Raw genomic sequence first — 17,939 nt, forward strand, 5'->3', positions numbered from 1 at the left:
GATCGAGGCTTACCGGCCGGCGGGCTTGCCCGACGCGACATCGACGTACTTCATGCGCAGGGCGTACAGCATGTCCGTCAGCACCGCCTCTTCTTCTGACGTCAGGTTTCCCCGGGTCTTGCCTTCCAGCATCGAGAGAATGTCGATGATTTCTTTCGCTTGCGGCAAGTTGACCTGCACGCGGCCCTGCTGCGGATCGAGCTGCTCTCCCATCAACATCATGGCGGAGGTGCTGAGGGAAAAGACGAAACTGGAAAACGTGACCGGCACCGTCCCCTCGTCCTGACGGGCGGATGCGCCACCCTGGTTCGACCCGGTCTTGGCCTCGGCGGCGGAGGGCGGCGGCTGGCTGGCCCCCTCCCCCTTCTCTTCACCACGGCCACGGCGGTCGCGGACGACAAAAGACTTTTCTTCTTCACTCATCGGTCGACCTTCTATCCGTCTATCCGTGCGGAACGTATCACATTTTTCCCACACGCGCAAGCCGATGTCATTGAATCGCCTGGTAAAAGGAGTGTAGAGTGGGCCTGCACAAGGGGCGCCGACCGGCGCGGCTTCCGCCTCGGACGAGCACGAGCCGGACCGCGCCTTTGGTGAGCGATGAGAGGAGTCTCGTGTCATGTCACAGGGGTTCGATGAGCTGGTCGAGCTGATGGCCCGGCTCCGGGCACCCAACGGGTGCCCCTGGGATCGGAAGCAGACCCACGAAAGCCTGAAGCCGTACCTGATCGAGGAAACCTACGAGGTCCTCGAGGCCATCGACCACGACGATCCGGCCCGCCTGCGCGAGGAGTTGGGCGACCTCCTGCTCCAGGTTCTCTTCCATGCCCAGATCCGCCGGGAAGCCGGACAGTTCGGGATCGAGGACGTCATCGCCGGTCTCACCGAGAAGCTCGTGCGCCGCCATCCACACGTCTTCGGCACCGAAGGCGACGCGCAGGGTGTCCGGACTCCTGAAGACGTGAAGGTCCGCTGGGAGGAGATCAAGAAAAGCGAGCGCCAAGAAAAAGGGGAGCCGCATTCCGCGCTCGACGGCGTCCCGAAAACCTTGCCGGCCTTGCTCCGTGCGTCTCAGGTGCAGGCGCGCGCCTCGCGGGTCGGCTTCGACTGGAAAGACCTCTCGCCGGTGCTCGGCAAGTTGGAGGAAGAGCTGGCGGAGTTCCGGGAGGCGCTGGCGGCCGGAGCGGACGCTCCGGATACGGGCGACGGCGCCCGGCGTGAGCGAGCGGAAGCCGAGCTCGGCGATCTCCTGTTCACGCTCGTCAATGTCGCCCGCTTCCTGAAGATCAACCCGGAAGAGGCGCTGCGGAAGACGATCAACCGGTTCACCGAGCGGTTTCATTACGTGGAAGGGCAGGCTGCGGCTTCAGGACGACCGCTCGAGCGTCTGTCGTTGGACGAAATGGACATCCTGTGGGAGCAGGCCAAGGCGGCCGGCCCCGGCGGCGACCCGCGCTGACCCGCAATCCCGGAGCGAAGCATGGAGAAGGATCAGAACCCGTACGAGGAAGGGAAACGAGCGGGCGCGCACCCGGCGTTCGTGCTGTTCGGCGTCATCATCGCCTTGTGGCTGTTGATGGCGATCTTCATCCCCAACCCGCGGAAGGACAAGCAAGGGACCGTGCCCGAGAACCCGGAAGCGATGCAACGGGCCGGCGAAGAGCCCGAGGGGGCGCCGGTCATGTACAGCGTCGCCGCGACGGTCCCCGAGATGAACGCGATCGCCCTCGTCGTTCCCCGCGGCGCGACCACCAGTCAGATCGCCGGGCTCTTGAAAAAGCTCCGTGACGCCCGCCTGTCGAACACCCTCTCCGACCTCGGCATCCCGGCGACCACGCCGGGGCACCGCCTGGGCTCGCACGCGATCGCCGACATCTACATCTTCTCCGACCGCGACTACGCCACGCCGGACGCCGTTCGCGTGCTGGCCCGCGGCGCACATGCGCCCGGCGAGCTCTACCCGCAAGCGATTCCCTTCGAGGTTGCCATGGAGCAGGTCCGCGGTCATTACCGGATCGATTTGAACGACACGGGCAACCCCGATCGCGGCTCCATCGGCTTTGCCGACGAGTCCGGCGTCCATTCCAAGCACTACCGCCGGATCTTCGGCAACTGACCGCTATACACAACTTCTACCCAGGGCGGGCGTACACTTCCGAACAACTACTTAAAACTCCCATATCTTGTGGCCTCGGGCTTGGGGACCACAATGCCTAAAAGTTGTGCAGGCTGTAAACGTGAAGCACAGAGTAGGCGTTTCTCCTACAGCCCCTGAGTTGCTCACAAAGTTATCCACAGATTCTGTGGACTCCGCCGAGCCAAAAAAATCCGTTGACTTTTTTGTCGCGCTGTACGGATCTGAAGGCGAACGGACGAGGTCAGGAGGGCTTGAGGCGTGCTTTTTCGATCAGCTCTTGCCGCAATCGATCCTTGTTCTCCCTCATCCACGTCTCGAGGCGCGGGAAGAGGTGCTGGAGCGGCCCGGTGAACGGCTCGACCAGCAGATCGACCCGCTCGGTGAACATGCCTTCTTGGTCGGCGATCGCGAGCTTCTGATCGGCGATGCGCCGCGACAGGCACTGCGTCATGATCAGCTGCTGCCCGGGCGTCCCGCCGCCGACATCGAGGATTTTCGTCCGGCAGTAGTCCAACTCGTCGGGAATCGACACCTTGATCCGGATCGCATGCGCGGTCGGCCAGTGCGGCCGCTGAACGGCAAAGTCGTAGGAGAGGACCGGCTCACGCGGCTCCCGATACGGACCACTCACGTTGATGATGGTAAAGGTCGCCGTCATCGTTTGGACTCGAATTTGATGAAGGTCAATTCGCCTTCCCCCTCGGTCGGCCCACGCCAGCCGCGCAGGCCGTCCTGGATGTTGTAGACGTTCGTATAGCCTTGCTGCCCGAGGAAATCACACGCGAGCCGGCTCCGCTCTCCGCTCCCGCAATAGACGAAGACCTTCTCGACGGTATCCGGGATGTCGCGCCGGTATCGCCCGTCCAACTCCTCCAACGGGACCAACCTGGCCCCCGGCAGATGCTTCGCCGCATACTCTTTCGCCGTACGGACGTCCACGACCATGAGCTGCGCGGACGCAAAGCCGCCGCTCTTCGCAATCTCGCGTTCCGCGTCGGCGGCCGAGATGTCCAGATAGGGCCGCCCCGCGAGGATCAACTCCCGCGAGACCGGCTTCTGGATCGTCAGGTTCGCGAGCTGCCAGCGCAACGGCTGGACGGCGTCGCGAATGTCCTCGGCGGTGCGCTTGACGCGGCCGTCCAGATAGTACTGCTCGCGTTTGAGCTGCCTGATCTCCTTCGTCAGGCTCATGGCCCGGTATGCAGCCCAGACGGCGACGGCCACACTCAGCCCTCCGAGCATCAACGAGAGCACGTCCATACGAGCCTCCGACGGTGGTGTCGGTGCGTACTATAGGGAGCGGTCGCGCGGTTCGCAAGTCGGCTCTCAGGTGTCCCGTGTGTTGGAGCTTCCCTCCCCCAGGAGCCGTTCCGCCGTCTCGATGCCGTCTCGGATGCAATCCGGGATCCCGAGGCCCCGATACGCGGCTCCCGCGGCATAGAGCCCCGGGGACGCACGAAGCGCCCGCTCGATCCGCTCCACCCGCTCCACATGCCCCACGTGGTACTGCGGCATGCCGCGGTCCCATCGCGTGACCTCGGCCAGGATCGGCTCGGCGCGAAGGTCCACGATCGCTCGGAGCTCCGCCCGCATCATCTCGACCAACGTAGCGTCGTCGGCCTTCAGCCATCCTTCGCGCCCGACGCCGCCGAGATAGCACCGGATCAGGAAGGCGCCCTGCGGCGCCCGGTCGGGCCATTTCAGCGACGTCCAGGTCGCCGCCAACAACGGCCGCTGCTCCACGCGCGGCACGACGAATCCAAACCCACGAACGGCCGGTGTCCGCGCAGTCGCCTCGTAGGCGAGCGAGACGGTCGCCGTGGACGCATAGGGAATCGCGGCCAGGAGGTCGGCCGCCTCGGGGTTGTGCGCCGCCAGGAGGTCCGCCGACACGAAGGCGGGCGTCGCCAGAATGACCGCATCGGCCCGCAGACGCTCCCCGTCCGAGACGGTGAGCTCATAGCCGCCGCCGGCGGCGGGGCGCAGCGCGGACGCCCGCCGTGCAGCCAGCAGTCGAACGCCCGCACTGGAGAGCCTGGCGATGAGCGCCTCCACCAGGGTACCGAGCCCGCCGCGCAACGTGACGAACATCGTCCGCTGCGGCGTTCCCGGCGTTCGACCGGTGCTCGGGCCGGAGCCCGCCAGCATGCCGCGGATCACGCTCCCGTAGCGCTGCTCCAATTCGGCGAAGCGGGGAAAGGTCGCGCGCAGGCTCATCTGCTCGGCATCCCCCGCGTAGATCCCCGCCATCAGCGGCTCGATGAATCGTTCGAAGGCTTCCCGCCCGAACCGGCGCCGGAAGAACGCGGCGACGGATTCGTCTTCCTCGGTCCGCTTCGCCGGCAGCAGGAGATCGAGTCCCATGCGAATCAGCCCGGCGGGAGACAGGAGCCCGCTCCGGAGAAACGGGCCGATCTGGGACGGCGAGATCACGACCAGCCCCTCGGGCAAGGGCCGTAGCCGCCCCCGCGACCAGACCCAGGCCTTCTCCCGTGACGGGTTCGTGTTGACGAGCTGATCCTCGAGGCCGAGGTCACGGCACAGCGCCACGCCCCACGGCTTGTGAGCCAAGAAAGAATCCGGACCCGCTTCCATCACGAAGCCCTCGGCATGCCGCGTGAGGATTTTCCCGCCCCAGCGCGCCTCGGCCTCGACGACCGTACAAGCCAACGCCCCGCCTCGTAAGGACGCGCGCGCCTGCAGCGTAAAGGCCGCCGCGAGCCCGGCAATGCCGCCGCCGACGATGACGACGTGTCGAGGAAGGGGACTCACGATGAATGGCAACGGGCCGGCGCGTCGCGCCAGGCGCCGGTTCGGGCAAGGGGTTCGAGCGAGGCGGGAAAACGAGCCCCGGGCGCCTCCCGGGAAAAACCGTGAAAGATCGACCGGCCCACGGCCCGTCCCGGCGAACCGATGGGGACGGTCGTCATCTTACCGGCTGACGAGCGACGCTTCGTGCTCTTCCACGAGCGAGGCGAGCACATCGATCAACGCGGGGCTGGCATTGAGCATCGGCATGCGCTCGAGCTGCATGCCCTTCGCCTCGGCGAGCCGCTTGAACTCGATATCGACGTCGTACAGCACCTCGAGATGATCGGACAGAAACCCGATCGGAGCGACGAGGACGTGGCGATGGCCCTCGCCCGCCAACTCCGCGAGCGTGGCCTCGACCGTCGGGCCCAACCACGGCTCGCTCGAGCGTCCCTGGCTCTGGTACGCGAACCGAGCCGTGACCGGCCCCAACCGCTGACACACGGCCTCCATGGTGCCTCGGACTTCGTTGGGATACGGATCACCCGCTTCTACGATGCGCTGGGGAAGACTATGGGCGGTGAACAGGATGGGTACGGCCGCGCGGACCTCAGGGGAGAACCGTGCGAGACCGAGCGCGATATTGTCGGCCATGGCCGCGATGAGCCCGGGATGCCGAGACCAGCTCGGGACGTAGCTGATCGGGACTTCGCTCCCCATGCCGGCCCGGGCCTCTTCCACTTTCTTCATGTACGCCCCGGTGCTCAGGCTCGACGACTGCGGGGCCATGCACACACCGATGATCCGCTCCGGAAAATCGTCCATCAGCTCGGCATAGGCCTCCTTGATGTACGGGTGCCAGTGACGCATGCCGACATAGACCCGGTAGCGCTCCCCGCCGGGCCCGTTCAGCTTCTGCTCGAGCTTGCGGGCCACTTCACGCATGATGCCCAAGACCGGAGACTTCCCCCCCGTGACCCGATACCGTTCGCGGATCTCCGCGACCAGCTCGGGCGGCGTCGGTCGCCCGCCCCGTACATCCAAGAGATAGGGCTCGACGTGCTCCAGACTGTCGGGGCCGCCCATGGCCATCAACAGCACGGCGGTCGGTCTCATCGGTCCAGGCATGATTCGTTAACCGTTAGGTGATTACTAATTTCTGGGCCAGGCCTAAAATGGAGGCCTTGGCCCATGACACAGACGGCGCTGTCGGTTCGGCTCGTCGACGAACGATTGAGACGACATCAGTGTGTGCGGTGCGGGACACCGCATCGGCAGTATCGTCCGGGGGCGCGCACCCGCTGCCTCGCTTGCCGGTGGCGGTATCGACCCGATCGGGTCGCCCGTGAGCTGCAGATCTTGCAGCTCTTCTGCTTGGAGATCTCGGCGCTGCGGACGGCGCGAGAACTGCGCATGAGTCCCTTGCCGATCTGGCAGCGCTTTATGGCCTACCGCCGCTGGATGGCCACGATGGCCGAGACGGAAGCCCGGCCGCTGACCGGGGAACTGGAATGCGATGAGAGCTATTTCGGCGGCCGTCGCCGCGGAGGGCGGCGGGGGCGCGCCCGTGGCCCAAAAGTCATTGTCTTCGGCATCTTGGAACGGCAGGGCCGGGTCAGCACCGTCGTCGTCCCCCAGGCCGATGAAGCGACGCTGATGCGGGAAATCGAACGTCGAGCGCTCAAAGGTGCCGTCTTCTACACGGATCGCTTTAGCAGCTATAAATCCCTGCGGCGCTACGGCAAACACCTGCCGGTCGACCATGGGCAGACCTATGTGCAGCGGGGGCGTCATTACCTTCGCCACATCAACGGCATTGAAGGGTTCTGGAGCTACGCCAAGGAACGCTTGCGCAAGTATCATGGCGTCAGCCGCTTGCACTTCCCGCTCTATCTGAAGGAAATGGAATTTCGGTTCAATCATCGCCGGGATGATCTGTTCGAGTTGCTTGGGACTCACTTGTTGAAGGTCTTGTTCGAGTATCCGATTGGCTATTCCACCTAAGGAAAAAGAGGCCTTGGCCCAAGATTTAGCAATCACCATCCGTTAAACGCTATTTGTGAAATCGCACGAGCATGGCGACGTGGATCGTTGACTTGTGGCTGGTCAATCGCCAATCTCCCTCACGATGAGCGATTCACCAGTAACAATGAACGCTCCCATGTCATCCCACGCTCAGCTTGTGCACGAGCTCGGCGGTCGCCGCGACGTGGTCCACGGGGGTCTGAGGAAGGATCCCATGGCCGAGGTTGAAGATGTGACCGGGCCGGCCGCCCGCGCGCCGCAGAATCTCCTCCACCCGCCGTTCGATCTCATGCAGCGGCCCGAACAGCGCGACGGGGTCCAAGTTTCCCTGGATCGCCACGTCATGGCCGATGGCCGTCCAGGCCTCATCGAGGTGGACGCGCCAATCGACCCCGATCACATCGCCGCCGGCCCGACGCATCAACGGCAGGAGCGAGCCGGTCCCGGTGCCGAAATGAATCAGCGGGACCCCTTCGTGCTTGAGCCCCTCGAAGATCACCTGCACGTGCGGCAAGACGTACTCGGCGTAGTCGGATGGTGACAGACAGCCGACCCAGCTATCGAACACCTGAACGGCTTGAGCGCCCGCCTGAATCTGACGGCGGAGATAGCCGGTGACGACGCGTGCCAATCGATCCATGAGCCGGTGCCACGTCTCCGGCTCGCGGTACATCATCTGCTTGGTCTGCACGTAGTTCCGGGACCCGCCGCCTTCGATCGCATAGCTCGCAAGCGTGAACGGAGCACCGGCGAACCCGATCAAGGGCACACGATCATGCAGCTCCCGCCGCGCGGTCCGAATCGCGTCGTACACGTAGGTCAGCTCGTCGCCCTCGACCGCGCGCAGCGCATCGACCGCGGCTCGGCTTCGGACCGGGTTATGGATGACCGGCCCTTCCCCTTCCGCGAACTCGAGACGGATCCCCATCGGCTCGAGCGGCAACAGGATGTCCGCGAAGATGATGGCGGCATCCAAGGCGAAGCGCTCGATCGGCTGGAGAGTGACCAGTGCCGCCAACTCCGGAGTCTTGCAGACCTCCAGAATCCCGTGCTTGGCCCGGACCGCCTGGTACTCCTGCATGTACCGCCCCGCCTGGCGCATGAACCAGACCGGCGTACAATCGACGGGCTCCCGGCGACAGGCCCGCAAGAAACGATCATTCATGGTGGCGGCATTCTAGAGAGCAGGCCGTCGGAGTGTCAAACGCTTCGCCGAGAGGAGCGCACCGAACAGTACGGAACAGACATGAAGTCACGAAGGAGGCCCGGGTATACTGAGCCCGATGCACCTCGTCATCGCCGGGGGATCGGGTTTCATCGGTCGCGCGCTCTGTCGAACGCTGATCGACAGCGGCCACCGGGTGACGGTGCTGTCACGAGATCCGCAACGGGCCCAGGCGGCGCTGCCCGTCGGCACGGCCGTGGTCGGCTGGGACGGCCGCACCCTCGCGGTGTGGCACCGACGCCTCGACGACGCCGATGCCATCATCAACCTGTCCGGCGAGCCGGTGGCCGACAAGCGATGGACAACCCGTCGGAAGCAGGCCTTGCGTGACAGCCGGATCGGTACGACACGGCTGTTGGTGCAGGCGCTCTCCCAGATCCACCGTCGTCCGATGACGTTGATCGTCGCCTCCGGGGTCGGCTATTACGGTCCACGTAACTCGACGCCGCTGACCGAAGACAGCCCTCCGGGGTCGGACTTCCTGGCGCGGCTTTCCTATGACGCCGAGCAGGAGGCGAAACAGGCTGAGCGTCACGGGGTCAGGGTGGTCCTCTTCCGTATCGGCATCGTCCTCGGGAGCGAAGGTGGGGCGCTCCCGCGCCTCGTTCTTCCCTTTCGTTTCTTCCTCGGCGGACCCGTTGCGCCGGGCACGCAGTGGATGTCGTGGATTCACCGAGAGGACCTCGTGGGGTTGCTCCAATGGGTTCTCGGCCATCCTTCCCTACACGGGCCCGTCAATGCGGTGGCGCCGGAATCGGTCACGATGCGAGCGTTTAGCGCAACGGTCGGAAGGGTGTTAGGCCGGCCCTCCTGGTTGCCGGTCCCCGAGCTTGTTCTCCGTGTTGCACTCGGCGAACTGGCGACGTTGCTGACAACCGGGCAGCGGGTGCAGCCGCAGGTGGCCCTCCGCCTGGGGTATCACTTTCGATATCCGCATCTCACGGAAGCGCTGCAGGACATTCTGAGCCGTGAATCAGTCTGACCACGTTCGCACCCCGGCGCCGGTCCGAATCGGCATCAGCCGGTGCCTGCTCGGCGAGCCCGTCCGCTACGATGGTGGGCACAAGCGTGATGCGTTTCTCACGGGGGCGTTGAGCCGGTACGTGGAATGGGTACCGGTTTGTCCTGAAGTCGAGGCGGGACTTGGCGTCCCGCGCGAACCGATGCAGCTCGTCGGCCGCGCGACCGCTCCCCGACTTATCACGATCGACACGGGCCTCGACCGGACGCGTACCATGGAACGGTTCGCGCGCCGCCGGCTCTCGGAGCTGGGGGCCATGGAGTTGAGCGGATATGTCTTCAAGAAAGATTCCCCAAGCTGCGGTGTGGAGCGGGTACGGGTGTACAACGCCCACGGGGTGCCAAGCCGCACTGGTGTGGGCGTCTTTGCACGCGCGTTCATGGAACGATTTCCCTTGATCCCGGTCGAGGACGAGGGGCGGCTGAACGATCCGGAGCTTCGAGAGAATTTTCTGGAGCGCGTCTTCGCCTATCGGCGTTGGCGTGACCTGGTGCACGGCGGGGCGACCCGCGGCGCGCTCGTCGAATTCCATGCCCGGCACAAGCTGCTTCTTCTGTCCCACAGCCGCGAGCACTACCGGACCCTCGGGCGCCTGGTCGCCGGCGCGACGCACTGGACGCCGGGCGAGCTCGCGCGCCGCTACGGAGCCGCATTCATGGCCGCTCTCGAAATCAAGGCCACGCCGAAGAAGCATGCGAACGTGCTCTCTCATATGGTCAGCCATCTCGCATCGTATCTCGAGAGCCAGCAGAAGGCGGAGCTGATCGCAGTCATCGAGGATTACCGGCACGGCCTCGTCCCGCTGATCGTGCCGATCACGCTCGTCAAGCACTATGCCCGGCTGTACGAGATTCCCTACCTCATGGCGCAGGTCTACCTGAACCCGCACCCCACGGAATTAATGCTGCGCAACCGGGTCTAAGGGAGAAAAGGTGGCGGCCGGGGCGGGCACGCCGGCTCTCCGCTCGCAGCCCCAGCGGGCCGGGGGCTGTCGGAGCCACTGTTCAGCATGCGCGTGCCATCGGCCGACGCAGCGCCGTTACCCGAAGCGGTGACATTGAGAGAGCCTGCCGTGCGATAAGGTGGCAGGCGGGGCGGGCACGCCGGCCCTCCGCTGGCAGCCCCAGCGGGCCGGGGGCTGTCGGACCTTCGCTTGACGGATAAACTCGCCGCATCCAGCGCTCTGCCCGAATGCGGCTTCGGACAGTATCCGTCAGCGCCGCCGCGGCGCCCGCTCCGGGCAAGGCCCATCAAAAGCCGCCGGCCCGCTGATCACGCTCCGAGCCGGCGTGCCCGCCCCGCCCGCGATTAATTTTAAGGGTTTCTATCGCAGTATCTATAGGCACGCTGGCTAGGTTTCTTCGAATAGGAGTAGCTTGGATGGCCTGTGAGCGGATGGCCAGACAGTCCGCAAAATCTCCTGATTTACTTCCCGGGACTGAAGGGTGGGTTGTGCAACGACGACGGTTTGCCCACTGCACACGCATGCCCGTCTTGGCCCATTATTCTCACCGTTTATTCAGAGCCTAAGTACAAGTATTCACTTGTCACGCGTGGCTGCATTCCTCAAGGCATATGTACCTATCGATGGGTGATCGAAGAGGGACAGGCTTTCCTGCTCCAGGAACTACTCTTAATCTGGCAACCAACCTTGAAGACCTTGTCATTGCCTGCTTACTCATCAATGGCCACACGGGGTGAGGTGCGGATCGGAGCGGCATCAGAGAGGCGGTGGCTTTTGATGATTGGTGCCCGGAGCGAGCGCCGCTGCGGCGCTGGCGGATCTTGTCTGAAGCGGCGTTCGCGCGGCGAGCGGGACGCCGCGAGTTGATCCGCCACGCGGAGGGCCGTGTGCCGCCGCCTCTCTGTGGCTTCAAGCGGAGAGCCGCGCCGCACCCCGTGTGCCCCCACCTGATGCTCGCGTATTTCCGACGCTTCTCGAATCTCTTTACCACTCACTCGGTCGGGGGCGGGGTGATGCTCGGAGCGGAATCAGAGCGTCGGTGGCTTTTGATGATGGAGCCCGGAGCAGGCGCCGCGGCGGCGCTGGCGGATCCTGTCCGAAGCGGCGTTCGCGCGGCGCGCGGGACGCCGCGAGTTGATCCGCCACGCGGAGGCTGCTCAGCCATCGACGCTCTGTGGCCCACCCGCGGAGAGCACACCCCGCCCCGGCCCCTTCACACCCAATCCGATTCTTCCCGGTCCCGCGTCGACCGAACTTGGCTGCTGAGCGCTCTCGTCGTCCAACGCTGCAGCTCGGAAAGTAGAATCCCCGGAAAAGTAGAATGTCCACCTTTTTCCCGCTCCCGGCTTATAGGATTGCTCCCAAGATATTTGTCTAGTACACTGCCGGCGAGAAAGACTGTTACGGAGCCATCAATGAAGCGATCACACCAAGCACCTACGCGCCTTACCGACAATCTTCGGCACGCCGTTGAACTGACCGAACTGGGTCTCGCCTTGCGCTGTGCAGTCCTCCGTCAACAGAACCCCCATCGTGATGTTCTCAAACAAGTGATGCACGAGATTCGGCTAGCCAAAGAGCGGGCATGGCGCCAGAGTCTTTCTTAGTCGGCGCGCTTACTGATCTCATCTCCGATCTCAACCGTCGCAGGGTTCAATATGCACTGGCCGGAGGCTGGGCGTTCAGCGCCCTCGTGGAGCCACGCGCCACGACGGATATCGACCTCCTGATCCTGATTGAGCAGCCATCTCGCGAGGCAATCGGCGATCTTTTGACTCCCGTTTTTCCCTCCCTCATCGTCCATGCCACTCCCATGATCTTCGGCGACATCTCGATTTGGCGAACGGTCGGGATCCGTCAGGACATGGAAGTGATCGTCGATCTGCTCCTGGCCGATTCGGAGTTTCTGAGGCATGTGTTGGCCCGCAGGCACAGAGTCCCGTTCGGAGCGCTCCAGGTACCGATGGTCACGCTGGAGGATTTGATTTTGCTGAAACATGTCGCGGGTCGCCTGCAGGATCTCGCCGATCTCGCAAAGATTCGAGAGCGTGAAGCGGAGCTCCAAGTCGATTGGTCCTATGTTGAACAGTGGAAGGCCAAGCTCGGGTTATGAAGAAGCCGTGTGCTCTCATCGGCGGGCCAGGATCGCGACTGCGGGGCCCGGAAGCGGGGGCGGACCGGCAAGGCTCAGATCGGAGTCCGGGACAGAAAGCGACCGGGGGAAGGCAACGATGGACGGTAGTCGGCTTCCCCTCATCACCGATTTCGACGGCTCGGACTAGCCGGCCCCCGGCGAGAGCAGGAACTCGAAGTCGGCTCTCGTCAGGACTCTCTGCCCGACGCCGCGCACCGTCCCGCCCATGACCGCCTCATAGAGATCGAGTTTCCGCTGCTTGAGCGCGATCATCTTTTCCTCGATGCTGTGGCGCATGAGCAGCCGCACGATGGAGACGGCCCGCTGCTGCCCGATGCGATGCGCGCGATCGGACGCCTGGTTCTCGACCGCCGGATTCCACCAGGGGTCGAGATGAAAGACGTAGGTCGCTTTGGTCAGGTTCAGACCCTGGCCTCCCGCTTTGAGGCTCAAGAGAAACACGCTCGGCTGTTCACCGGCCTGAAACGCCCTCACGCGCGCTTTGCGCGCGGTCGCCGCCGTCGACCCATCCAGTCGGTTGTAGGGAATGGCATGCCGGGCACAGGCGTCCTGCACGAGGTCGAGAAAGCCGGTGAACTGTGAGAACACAAGGGCACTGTGCCCCTCATCCAACAACACGGCCAGCTTCTCCATCAGAAAGTTCAGCTTCGGCGAGGGCTCCTCTTCTCGTTTCGTCACGAGGCGAGGAGAGAGACAGACCTGACGGAGCTTGAGGATGGCCGTGAGCGCAATGAGCTGCGCCTGGGCCGACGGTTTTGTTCGGTACGCCTCGTCGATGGTTGAGCGGACTTGTGCGACCGTCTGCTGGTAGAGCGCCTTTTGCCGATCGGTCAACTCGAGGAACACCTCGCTCTCGATCTTCGGCGGCAGGTCGCGGAGGATCTGGGCTTTGGTCCGTCTCAAGATGAAGGGCCGCGTCCGGCGAAGCAGGCGGGTCAGCCCACCCCCCTGGACACGTTTCAGCTCCGCCTTGAACCGGTCATACTCACCGAGGAGACCCGGCAGGCACAGATCGATCACGGAGAAGTACTCGCCGAGGTGATTTTCGAGCGGGGTGCCGGTCATCGCGACCTTGAAGTGCCCCTTGAGACGGCGGACCGCCCCTGTCGTGTCCGCGTGGATGTTTTTGATCGCCTGGGCCTCATCGAACACGATGACGTGAAACGCCGCGCGTTCCAATACGTCGATATCTCGCCGGACCAGCCCGTACGTCGTGAGGACGACCTCGCCATCCGCAGCGTCGAGCGTCCGCTCGCCGCCGCTGTAGACGTGGACCTTCAATCCCGGAGCGAAGCGCGCGAGCTCCTGCTCCCAGTTAAACAGGAGACTTGTCGGCACGACGACGAGATGCGGGCCTCGCACACCCGCAGGAGGCCGGATCAGACCTTCGTTGATGGCGGCCAGCAGGCAGATCGCCTGGAGCGTTTTCCCCAAGCCCATGTCATCAGCCAAACAGGCGCCGAACCGGTGCTCGTAGAGAAACGCGAGCCAGCCATAGCCGTCCTGCTGATAGGGGCGCAGCCTCGCCTGCACGCCCCGTGGGAGCGGCGGCGTAGTGATCTGCTCGAATCCCAGGAGACGGGCAAGCACCGCCTCATCTTCAGCGGGCAGCGAGACCGTGATCCCCTGCTCGCGCAAGGCCAGCCAATCGAGAACTTGTAACCGGGGGACGCGTACGATCTGCGCCGCCTCTCGGGTCGATGTGGCTTGTTCGGTCAGGCCGACGATCGCGCGCAGGCGCTCCAGTGTGCCGCCGTCCAGCACGCGAAGGCCGCGCTCGGTGTTGACCAGCCCGCCATGCCGGAGCGCGGCCCGCCACTCCGCTTCATCCAGCACGACGCCGTCGCACCGGATCTCCGGCCGGATTTCGAACCAGTCAATGCCCGTTGCGCCCCCGGCCCCGCGCTCCACATCTAAGGAGCAGTCCCACCGAGAGGGCTGGACCGGTTTGTCTTGGTAGAGCAGTTGGATGCCGCCCGCAGTCAGCTTCTCCAACAATTCCGGCAGTCGCTGGAACAGAATCTCCCCGTCGACCGTCATTTCGTCACAGCGCTGCATGCCGCGAAAGATCTCCGTCCCGAAGACTTCAGCGGGAATTCGATACAGCAAGGCTTCGCGGGCCTTGTCCACCGGCTGTAGCTCCCAGCGACCCGCATGGATTCTGAGGCGCAGGTCCTCGCGCGAAAAGGCCGCCAGGGCGTCCCGCAGGATGCCCTGCGCCTCGCTGACGACTGCGCGTGACCGGAAATCGGCTCCACCCAACGCGACCTTGATGCGTTGGGTCCGCTCCTTGGGGTCCGTGACGGACAAGAGCGTGAAGAAGGCCTCATAGAGGGCGGTCTTGCGCTTCCGGGCCCGTAGCGGGGCGGACAGCGTGGGCGCCTGTTCCAGATAGGGGAAGAATCCAAAGACGGATGCACTGGGAGCCGTGCTGAGATCGCCCCACCGGCATTCGGCCCGCAGCCTGTACGGCGCGGTCGGCCTATCCAGAAGGGGCGCGTCCCTTGGGCAAAGAGCCGGTCTCGGCCGGCTCGGGGCGGGCGGGTGAGAAAGAAACTCCGCCTGGGGCGGGCGGGTGCGATCGTCGGAAGCCGGTGGCGGAACCAGGACCAAGCGGTACACCGGTGCCTTCGCTTCCGGCACAGGCTCCCGCCGAAGGGACGACTGCGCCTGACCATTCACCTTCAGCGTGAGATCGCCCATCACGCGGTCGAGGTGCTGCAGAATGACGTCAATCTGCGTGGTCTGGAATTCGCGCAACGGGAGGGTCAACGCCAGCTTCTCGCTCAGACTCTGCCATAGCCTTACACCGGACTGATCCGGCAACAGCACCGCGCGCACCTCCCCGCCGATAGTCCCTTCGGACGTGAGAAACGGGTCGTGGATGTCCAGGCATCGTCGAAACGCGAGCCAGGGATTCCATCCCCCCTCATCCTCCATGTACAGAAGCCGTCCGCCGTCCAGGTCGGCCACGAACGACCGGAAACGCACGAAGCGTTTGAGCTCGATGCCATCCACCAGGCAGACCGCGCGAATCGTGACCTGATCCTCGATCACTTCCAGTGCGGTCTTGCACAGGCATTTCACGGACGGTTCCCATCGGAGCGGAAACGCTTCCTTGCGTGTTTCGAGAATCAGGGGATAGGCACCCCTATCGTGCCGCAGATACCGCAGCAGCGGATCCTCACCGTACCCGAACGTGAACGGGGAGGCATGGAGCAAGGGAACCAGTTCGGGCGGCAAGCGCCTTCTCGGTCCCCACCCCGACGACCAGTCCACCTTCCTCCCATCGCAGCGGAGCGAGAGCGACGGCGGGTCATGCCCCGCGTCGATGACGATTTCCAAGCCGACCGTCGAGGCGAGCGCTCCATCGTGCCGGTCCTGGTTCTGAGGGCCGAGCAGCTCAGTTGCGAGTACATCGCGGCGCCGTTCTTCAAACCACGGGAGTCGAAACGCCTCCGGCGAGAGCAGGTTCTTGGTCGTGAAGCAGGCGCACATGACATGCTTGCAGAGCCGGTCGGGATCCCAGGCCGGACAGTCGCAGACGGCGGTGAGGCCCCCCTCGTCAAGGGAAAAGCTCACGGCGTATGGCCGGCTCCTCTGCCCCTGCACCCACGCCGTCAGCGTGGCGCGGTCCGGGCTCCAGGCGTAGTGCTGAAGCCGGTACTGCCGGTAGTAGTCGTAGCCACGGACGACGGACTCCTTCGAGGCCATGGTATAGAAGTCGTTGGGTGAAAGGGCGCGAAGCGCAGCGAGGAGCGGTGAAGATTCGGGACCGTGAGCGGAAGGGGTCGCAGGCTCAGCCGACGTGCCGAGCCGGGACGAGGTCTTCTTACGCATCGCACATCACTATAACGAGAGGGGAGAGCCGCATCAACCGCAACACTCCACGATAAGATGGCAGGCGGGGCGGGCACGCCGGCTCTCCGCTCGCAGCCCAGCGGTCCCGGGGGCTGTCCGACCTCCGCTTGCCGCCGCCTCTCTGTGGCTTCAAGCGGAGAGCCGCGCCGCACCCCGTGTGCCCCCACCTGATGCTCGCGCATTTCCGACGCTTCTCGAATCTCTTTACCACTCACTCGGTCGGGGGCGGGATGCTCGGAGCGGAATCAGAGCGTCGGTGGCTTTTGATGATGGAGCCCGGAGCAGGCGCCGCGGCGGCGCTGGCGGATCCTGTCCGAAGCGGCGTTCGCGCGGCGCGCGGGACGCCGCGAGTTGATCCGCCACGCGGAGGCTGCTCAGCCACCGACGCTCTGTGGCCCACCCGCGGAGAGCACACCCCGCCCCGGCCCCTTCACACCCAATCCGATTCTTCCCGCTCCCGCGTCGACCGAACTTGGCTGCTGAGCGCCTCGCGGATCCGGCGGCTCTCGTCGTCCAATTCCGCCGCTTCCTCGTCGCTCACGATCCAGGCGTCGCCCGGCTGCAATTCGATCCGGTAGTGGTTCTTCCGGACCGAGAACCACTCGATGTACGGATGCGGCGGAAGGTGCGGGTGCGGATCGAACGAAATGAGGCTGACCTCGCCGATCTGCGGCACTTCCATGTCGCTCAGCACCTGCCCCGCGAGGTCTTCGTCGGCGAAGTCGCGGTTCCGGAAACGAATGGCCTTCCCGGCAATCTCGCCTCTGAAATTGCCCGCGAGATAGACGTCCACGGCGCCGATGACGGCCAACACGATGCGGCCGACGACGCTGCCCTCGACTCGATTGTCCAGAAACCCTTCGCGCACCCAGCGGCCCTTCCCGAATTTCTGCGCCATCCATCACCTCACACCGCCGAGAGCGAGGCTTCGCGCCCGGCCGGCTCGTGGAGTTTCGGGGACAGGGCCCCCAGAATGACCGCGGCAAGAATCAAGGCGCTGCCGATCCATCCCCGCATTTCCATCTGCTCACCCAGGAAATACCAGGCCAGCCAGGCCGCGCAGGCGGGCTCCAGTGAGAAGATGAGCGCCACGCGTTGAGCCGGGAGCACCTGCTGAGCCCAAATTTGTACGGCGAAGGCGCCGGTCGCGAGAATCCCGGTGACCGTCAGTCCCAGCACAAGGACCGACGTGGGGGCGAAGGCGCCCGGCGGAGGACTCTCGAGCCACATCGCCGGCAGCATCAACACGGCGACGAAGGCGAGCTGCCAGACGAAGAACGAGACGGCGTCGCCTTGCCGCGTATACCCTTCGAGACAGGCAATATGCCCGGCGAACGCGATGGCGCATCCCAACGTCAGGAGATCCCCCACGTTCAGCGTCACCGCGGGGTTCACCAAGAACCATAGGCCGGCGGTCGCAAGCGCCGCGCCGGCCCACGTCCGCCGCTCGAAGCGCCGGAGGATGAGGGGCACGAACACGACGTACAGCACGGTGATGAACGCGGAGTTGGAGGCGGAGGTGTAGTCAAGGCCCACGGTCTGCAGCGCATAGCCCAAGAACAGCCAGACGGTAGCGACGAGGCTGCGCCTGAGCGTCCCGGCGTCGGCCCGTAGAACGAACCCCAAGGCGCGTAGCAGCACGAACGCGAAGACGGCGCCCAGGACGAATCGGAGAAACAGAAACGACAGCGGGGGAATCTGCTCGAGAACGGCTTTAGTCGCCGGGAACGTCGCACCCCAGATGATGGTCGTCAGCAACAGGGCCAGCTGGGGCATAGTGGTGGGAACAGCTTTCAGCGA

General features: G+C 64.7%; 15 protein-coding genes. 6 read left to right on the forward strand and 9 right to left on the reverse strand.

Translation table 11 applies throughout. From position 1 onward, the window contains the following. Positions 1-9: 9 nt before the first annotated feature. Entirely contained in the window at positions 10-423 is a 414-nt protein-coding gene (locus tag ACWHYV_RS15525) for a DUF1844 domain-containing protein (protein ID WP_447977400.1), read from the reverse strand. Between the two features lie 196 nt (positions 424-619). Between ACWHYV_RS15525 and mazG the strand changes: the two genes are divergently transcribed. Further along, positions 620-1,459, forward strand: a complete 840-nt coding sequence (gene mazG / locus ACWHYV_RS15530) for a nucleoside triphosphate pyrophosphohydrolase (RefSeq protein ID WP_447977401.1) — start codon at positions 620-622, stop codon at positions 1,457-1,459. A 21-nt stretch (positions 1,460-1,480) separates the two neighbouring features. Continuing rightward, entirely contained in the window at positions 1,481-2,116 is a 636-nt protein-coding gene (locus ACWHYV_RS15535; RefSeq protein ID WP_447977402.1) for a hypothetical protein, read from the forward strand. Positions 2,117-2,378: 262 nt separating this feature from the next. Here the strand turns inward: ACWHYV_RS15535 and ACWHYV_RS15540 are convergent, their stop codons facing one another. The 4 genes from ACWHYV_RS15540 to hemH form a co-directional block, all read right to left on the reverse strand. Further along, positions 2,379-2,795: a hypothetical protein gene (locus ACWHYV_RS15540; protein WP_447977403.1), complete on the reverse strand. Its 417-nt coding sequence runs from the start codon at positions 2,793-2,795 to the stop codon at positions 2,379-2,381. Beyond that, positions 2,792-3,397, reverse strand: a complete 606-nt coding sequence (locus ACWHYV_RS15545; RefSeq protein ID WP_447977404.1) for a rhodanese-like domain-containing protein — start codon at positions 3,395-3,397, stop codon at positions 2,792-2,794. The genes ACWHYV_RS15540 and ACWHYV_RS15545 overlap by 4 nt, the downstream gene beginning before the upstream one ends. Before the next feature lie 66 nt (positions 3,398-3,463). Beyond that, entirely contained in the window at positions 3,464-4,909 is a 1,446-nt protein-coding gene (gene hemG / locus ACWHYV_RS15550) for a protoporphyrinogen oxidase (RefSeq protein WP_447977405.1), read from the reverse strand. A 159-nt stretch (positions 4,910-5,068) separates the two neighbouring features. Further along, entirely contained in the window at positions 5,069-6,004 is a 936-nt protein-coding gene (gene hemH / locus ACWHYV_RS15555) for a ferrochelatase (protein ID WP_447977406.1), read from the reverse strand. A 75-nt stretch (positions 6,005-6,079) separates the two neighbouring features. Here hemH and ACWHYV_RS15560 point away from each other — a divergent pair, with 75 nt between their 5' ends. After that, positions 6,080-6,892 carry an IS1595 family transposase gene (locus ACWHYV_RS15560; RefSeq protein WP_447977407.1) on the forward strand — a complete coding sequence of 271 codons (813 nt, stop codon included), beginning with the start codon at positions 6,080-6,082 and terminating at the stop codon, positions 6,890-6,892. Positions 6,893-7,052: 160 nt separating this feature from the next. Here the strand turns inward: ACWHYV_RS15560 and hemE are convergent, their stop codons facing one another. Continuing rightward, a complete protein-coding gene (hemE, locus tag ACWHYV_RS15565) occupies positions 7,053-8,078 on the reverse strand; it encodes a uroporphyrinogen decarboxylase (protein WP_447977408.1) in 1,026 nt (341 codons plus the stop codon). A gap of 118 nt (positions 8,079-8,196) precedes the next feature. On the opposite strand from hemE, the gene ACWHYV_RS15570 reads away from it, so the two are divergent. The 3 genes from ACWHYV_RS15570 to ACWHYV_RS15580 all read left to right on the forward strand — a co-directional run bounded on the left by ACWHYV_RS15570 (position 8,197) and on the right by ACWHYV_RS15580 (position 12,236). Further along, positions 8,197-9,120 (forward strand): TIGR01777 family oxidoreductase, encoded by a 924-nt coding sequence (locus ACWHYV_RS15570; RefSeq protein ID WP_447977409.1) that lies wholly within the window; start codon positions 8,197-8,199, stop codon positions 9,118-9,120. Continuing rightward, entirely contained in the window at positions 9,107-10,081 is a 975-nt protein-coding gene (locus ACWHYV_RS15575; protein WP_447977410.1) for a YbgA family protein, read from the forward strand. Before ACWHYV_RS15570 ends, ACWHYV_RS15575 begins: the two co-directional genes overlap by 14 nt. A 1,627-nt stretch (positions 10,082-11,708) precedes the next feature. Beyond that, positions 11,709-12,236 carry a hypothetical protein gene (locus tag ACWHYV_RS15580; RefSeq protein WP_447977411.1) on the forward strand — a complete coding sequence of 176 codons (528 nt, stop codon included), beginning with the start codon at positions 11,709-11,711 and terminating at the stop codon, positions 12,234-12,236. Between the two features lie 165 nt (positions 12,237-12,401). On the opposite strand, the gene ACWHYV_RS15585 is transcribed toward ACWHYV_RS15580, so the two are convergent. The 3 genes from ACWHYV_RS15585 to ACWHYV_RS15595 form a co-directional block, all read right to left on the reverse strand. Next, a complete protein-coding gene (locus ACWHYV_RS15585) occupies positions 12,402-16,118 on the reverse strand; it encodes a DEAD/DEAH box helicase (RefSeq protein ID WP_447977412.1) in 3,717 nt (1,238 codons plus the stop codon). A 451-nt stretch (positions 16,119-16,569) separates the two neighbouring features. Beyond that, a complete protein-coding gene (locus tag ACWHYV_RS15590; protein WP_447977413.1) occupies positions 16,570-17,037 on the reverse strand; it encodes a hypothetical protein in 468 nt (155 codons plus the stop codon). A gap of 8 nt (positions 17,038-17,045) precedes the next feature. Beyond that, positions 17,046-17,915: a DMT family transporter gene (locus tag ACWHYV_RS15595; RefSeq protein WP_447977414.1), complete on the reverse strand. Its 870-nt coding sequence runs from the start codon at positions 17,913-17,915 to the stop codon at positions 17,046-17,048. Positions 17,916-17,939: the final 24 nt, after the last annotated feature.

It is taken from the genome of Candidatus Nitrospira bockiana (assembly GCF_965152565.1).

What these genes read in the sequence shown, in the direction of transcription:
- mazG (WP_447977401.1), top strand. Translation starts at nt 620, where the DNA reads ATGTCACAGGGGTTCGATGAGCTGGTCGAGCTGATGGCCCGGCTCCGG.
- ACWHYV_RS15590 (WP_447977413.1), bottom strand. Translation starts at nt 17,037, where the DNA reads ATGGCGCAGAAATTCGGGAAGGGCCGCTGGGTGCGCGAAGGGTTTCTG.
- ACWHYV_RS15525 (WP_447977400.1), bottom strand. Translation starts at nt 423, where the DNA reads ATGAGTGAAGAAGAAAAGTCTTTTGTCGTCCGCGACCGCCGTGGCCGT.
- ACWHYV_RS15580 (WP_447977411.1), top strand. Translation starts at nt 11,709, where the DNA reads ATGGCGCCAGAGTCTTTCTTAGTCGGCGCGCTTACTGATCTCATCTCC.
- ACWHYV_RS15545 (WP_447977404.1), bottom strand. Translation starts at nt 3,397, where the DNA reads ATGGACGTGCTCTCGTTGATGCTCGGAGGGCTGAGTGTGGCCGTCGCC.
- ACWHYV_RS15570 (WP_447977409.1), top strand. Translation starts at nt 8,197, where the DNA reads ATGCACCTCGTCATCGCCGGGGGATCGGGTTTCATCGGTCGCGCGCTC.
- hemH (WP_447977406.1), bottom strand. Translation starts at nt 6,004, where the DNA reads ATGAGACCGACCGCCGTGCTGTTGATGGCCATGGGCGGCCCCGACAGT.
- ACWHYV_RS15585 (WP_447977412.1), bottom strand. Translation starts at nt 16,118, where the DNA reads ATGCGTAAGAAGACCTCGTCCCGGCTCGGCACGTCGGCTGAGCCTGCG.
- ACWHYV_RS15540 (WP_447977403.1), bottom strand. Translation starts at nt 2,795, where the DNA reads ATGACGGCGACCTTTACCATCATCAACGTGAGTGGTCCGTATCGGGAG.
- ACWHYV_RS15535 (WP_447977402.1), top strand. Translation starts at nt 1,481, where the DNA reads ATGGAGAAGGATCAGAACCCGTACGAGGAAGGGAAACGAGCGGGCGCG.
- ACWHYV_RS15560 (WP_447977407.1), top strand. Translation starts at nt 6,080, where the DNA reads ATGACACAGACGGCGCTGTCGGTTCGGCTCGTCGACGAACGATTGAGA.
- hemE (WP_447977408.1), bottom strand. Translation starts at nt 8,078, where the DNA reads ATGAATGATCGTTTCTTGCGGGCCTGTCGCCGGGAGCCCGTCGATTGT.
- ACWHYV_RS15595 (WP_447977414.1), bottom strand. Translation starts at nt 17,915, where the DNA reads ATGCCCCAGCTGGCCCTGTTGCTGACGACCATCATCTGGGGTGCGACG.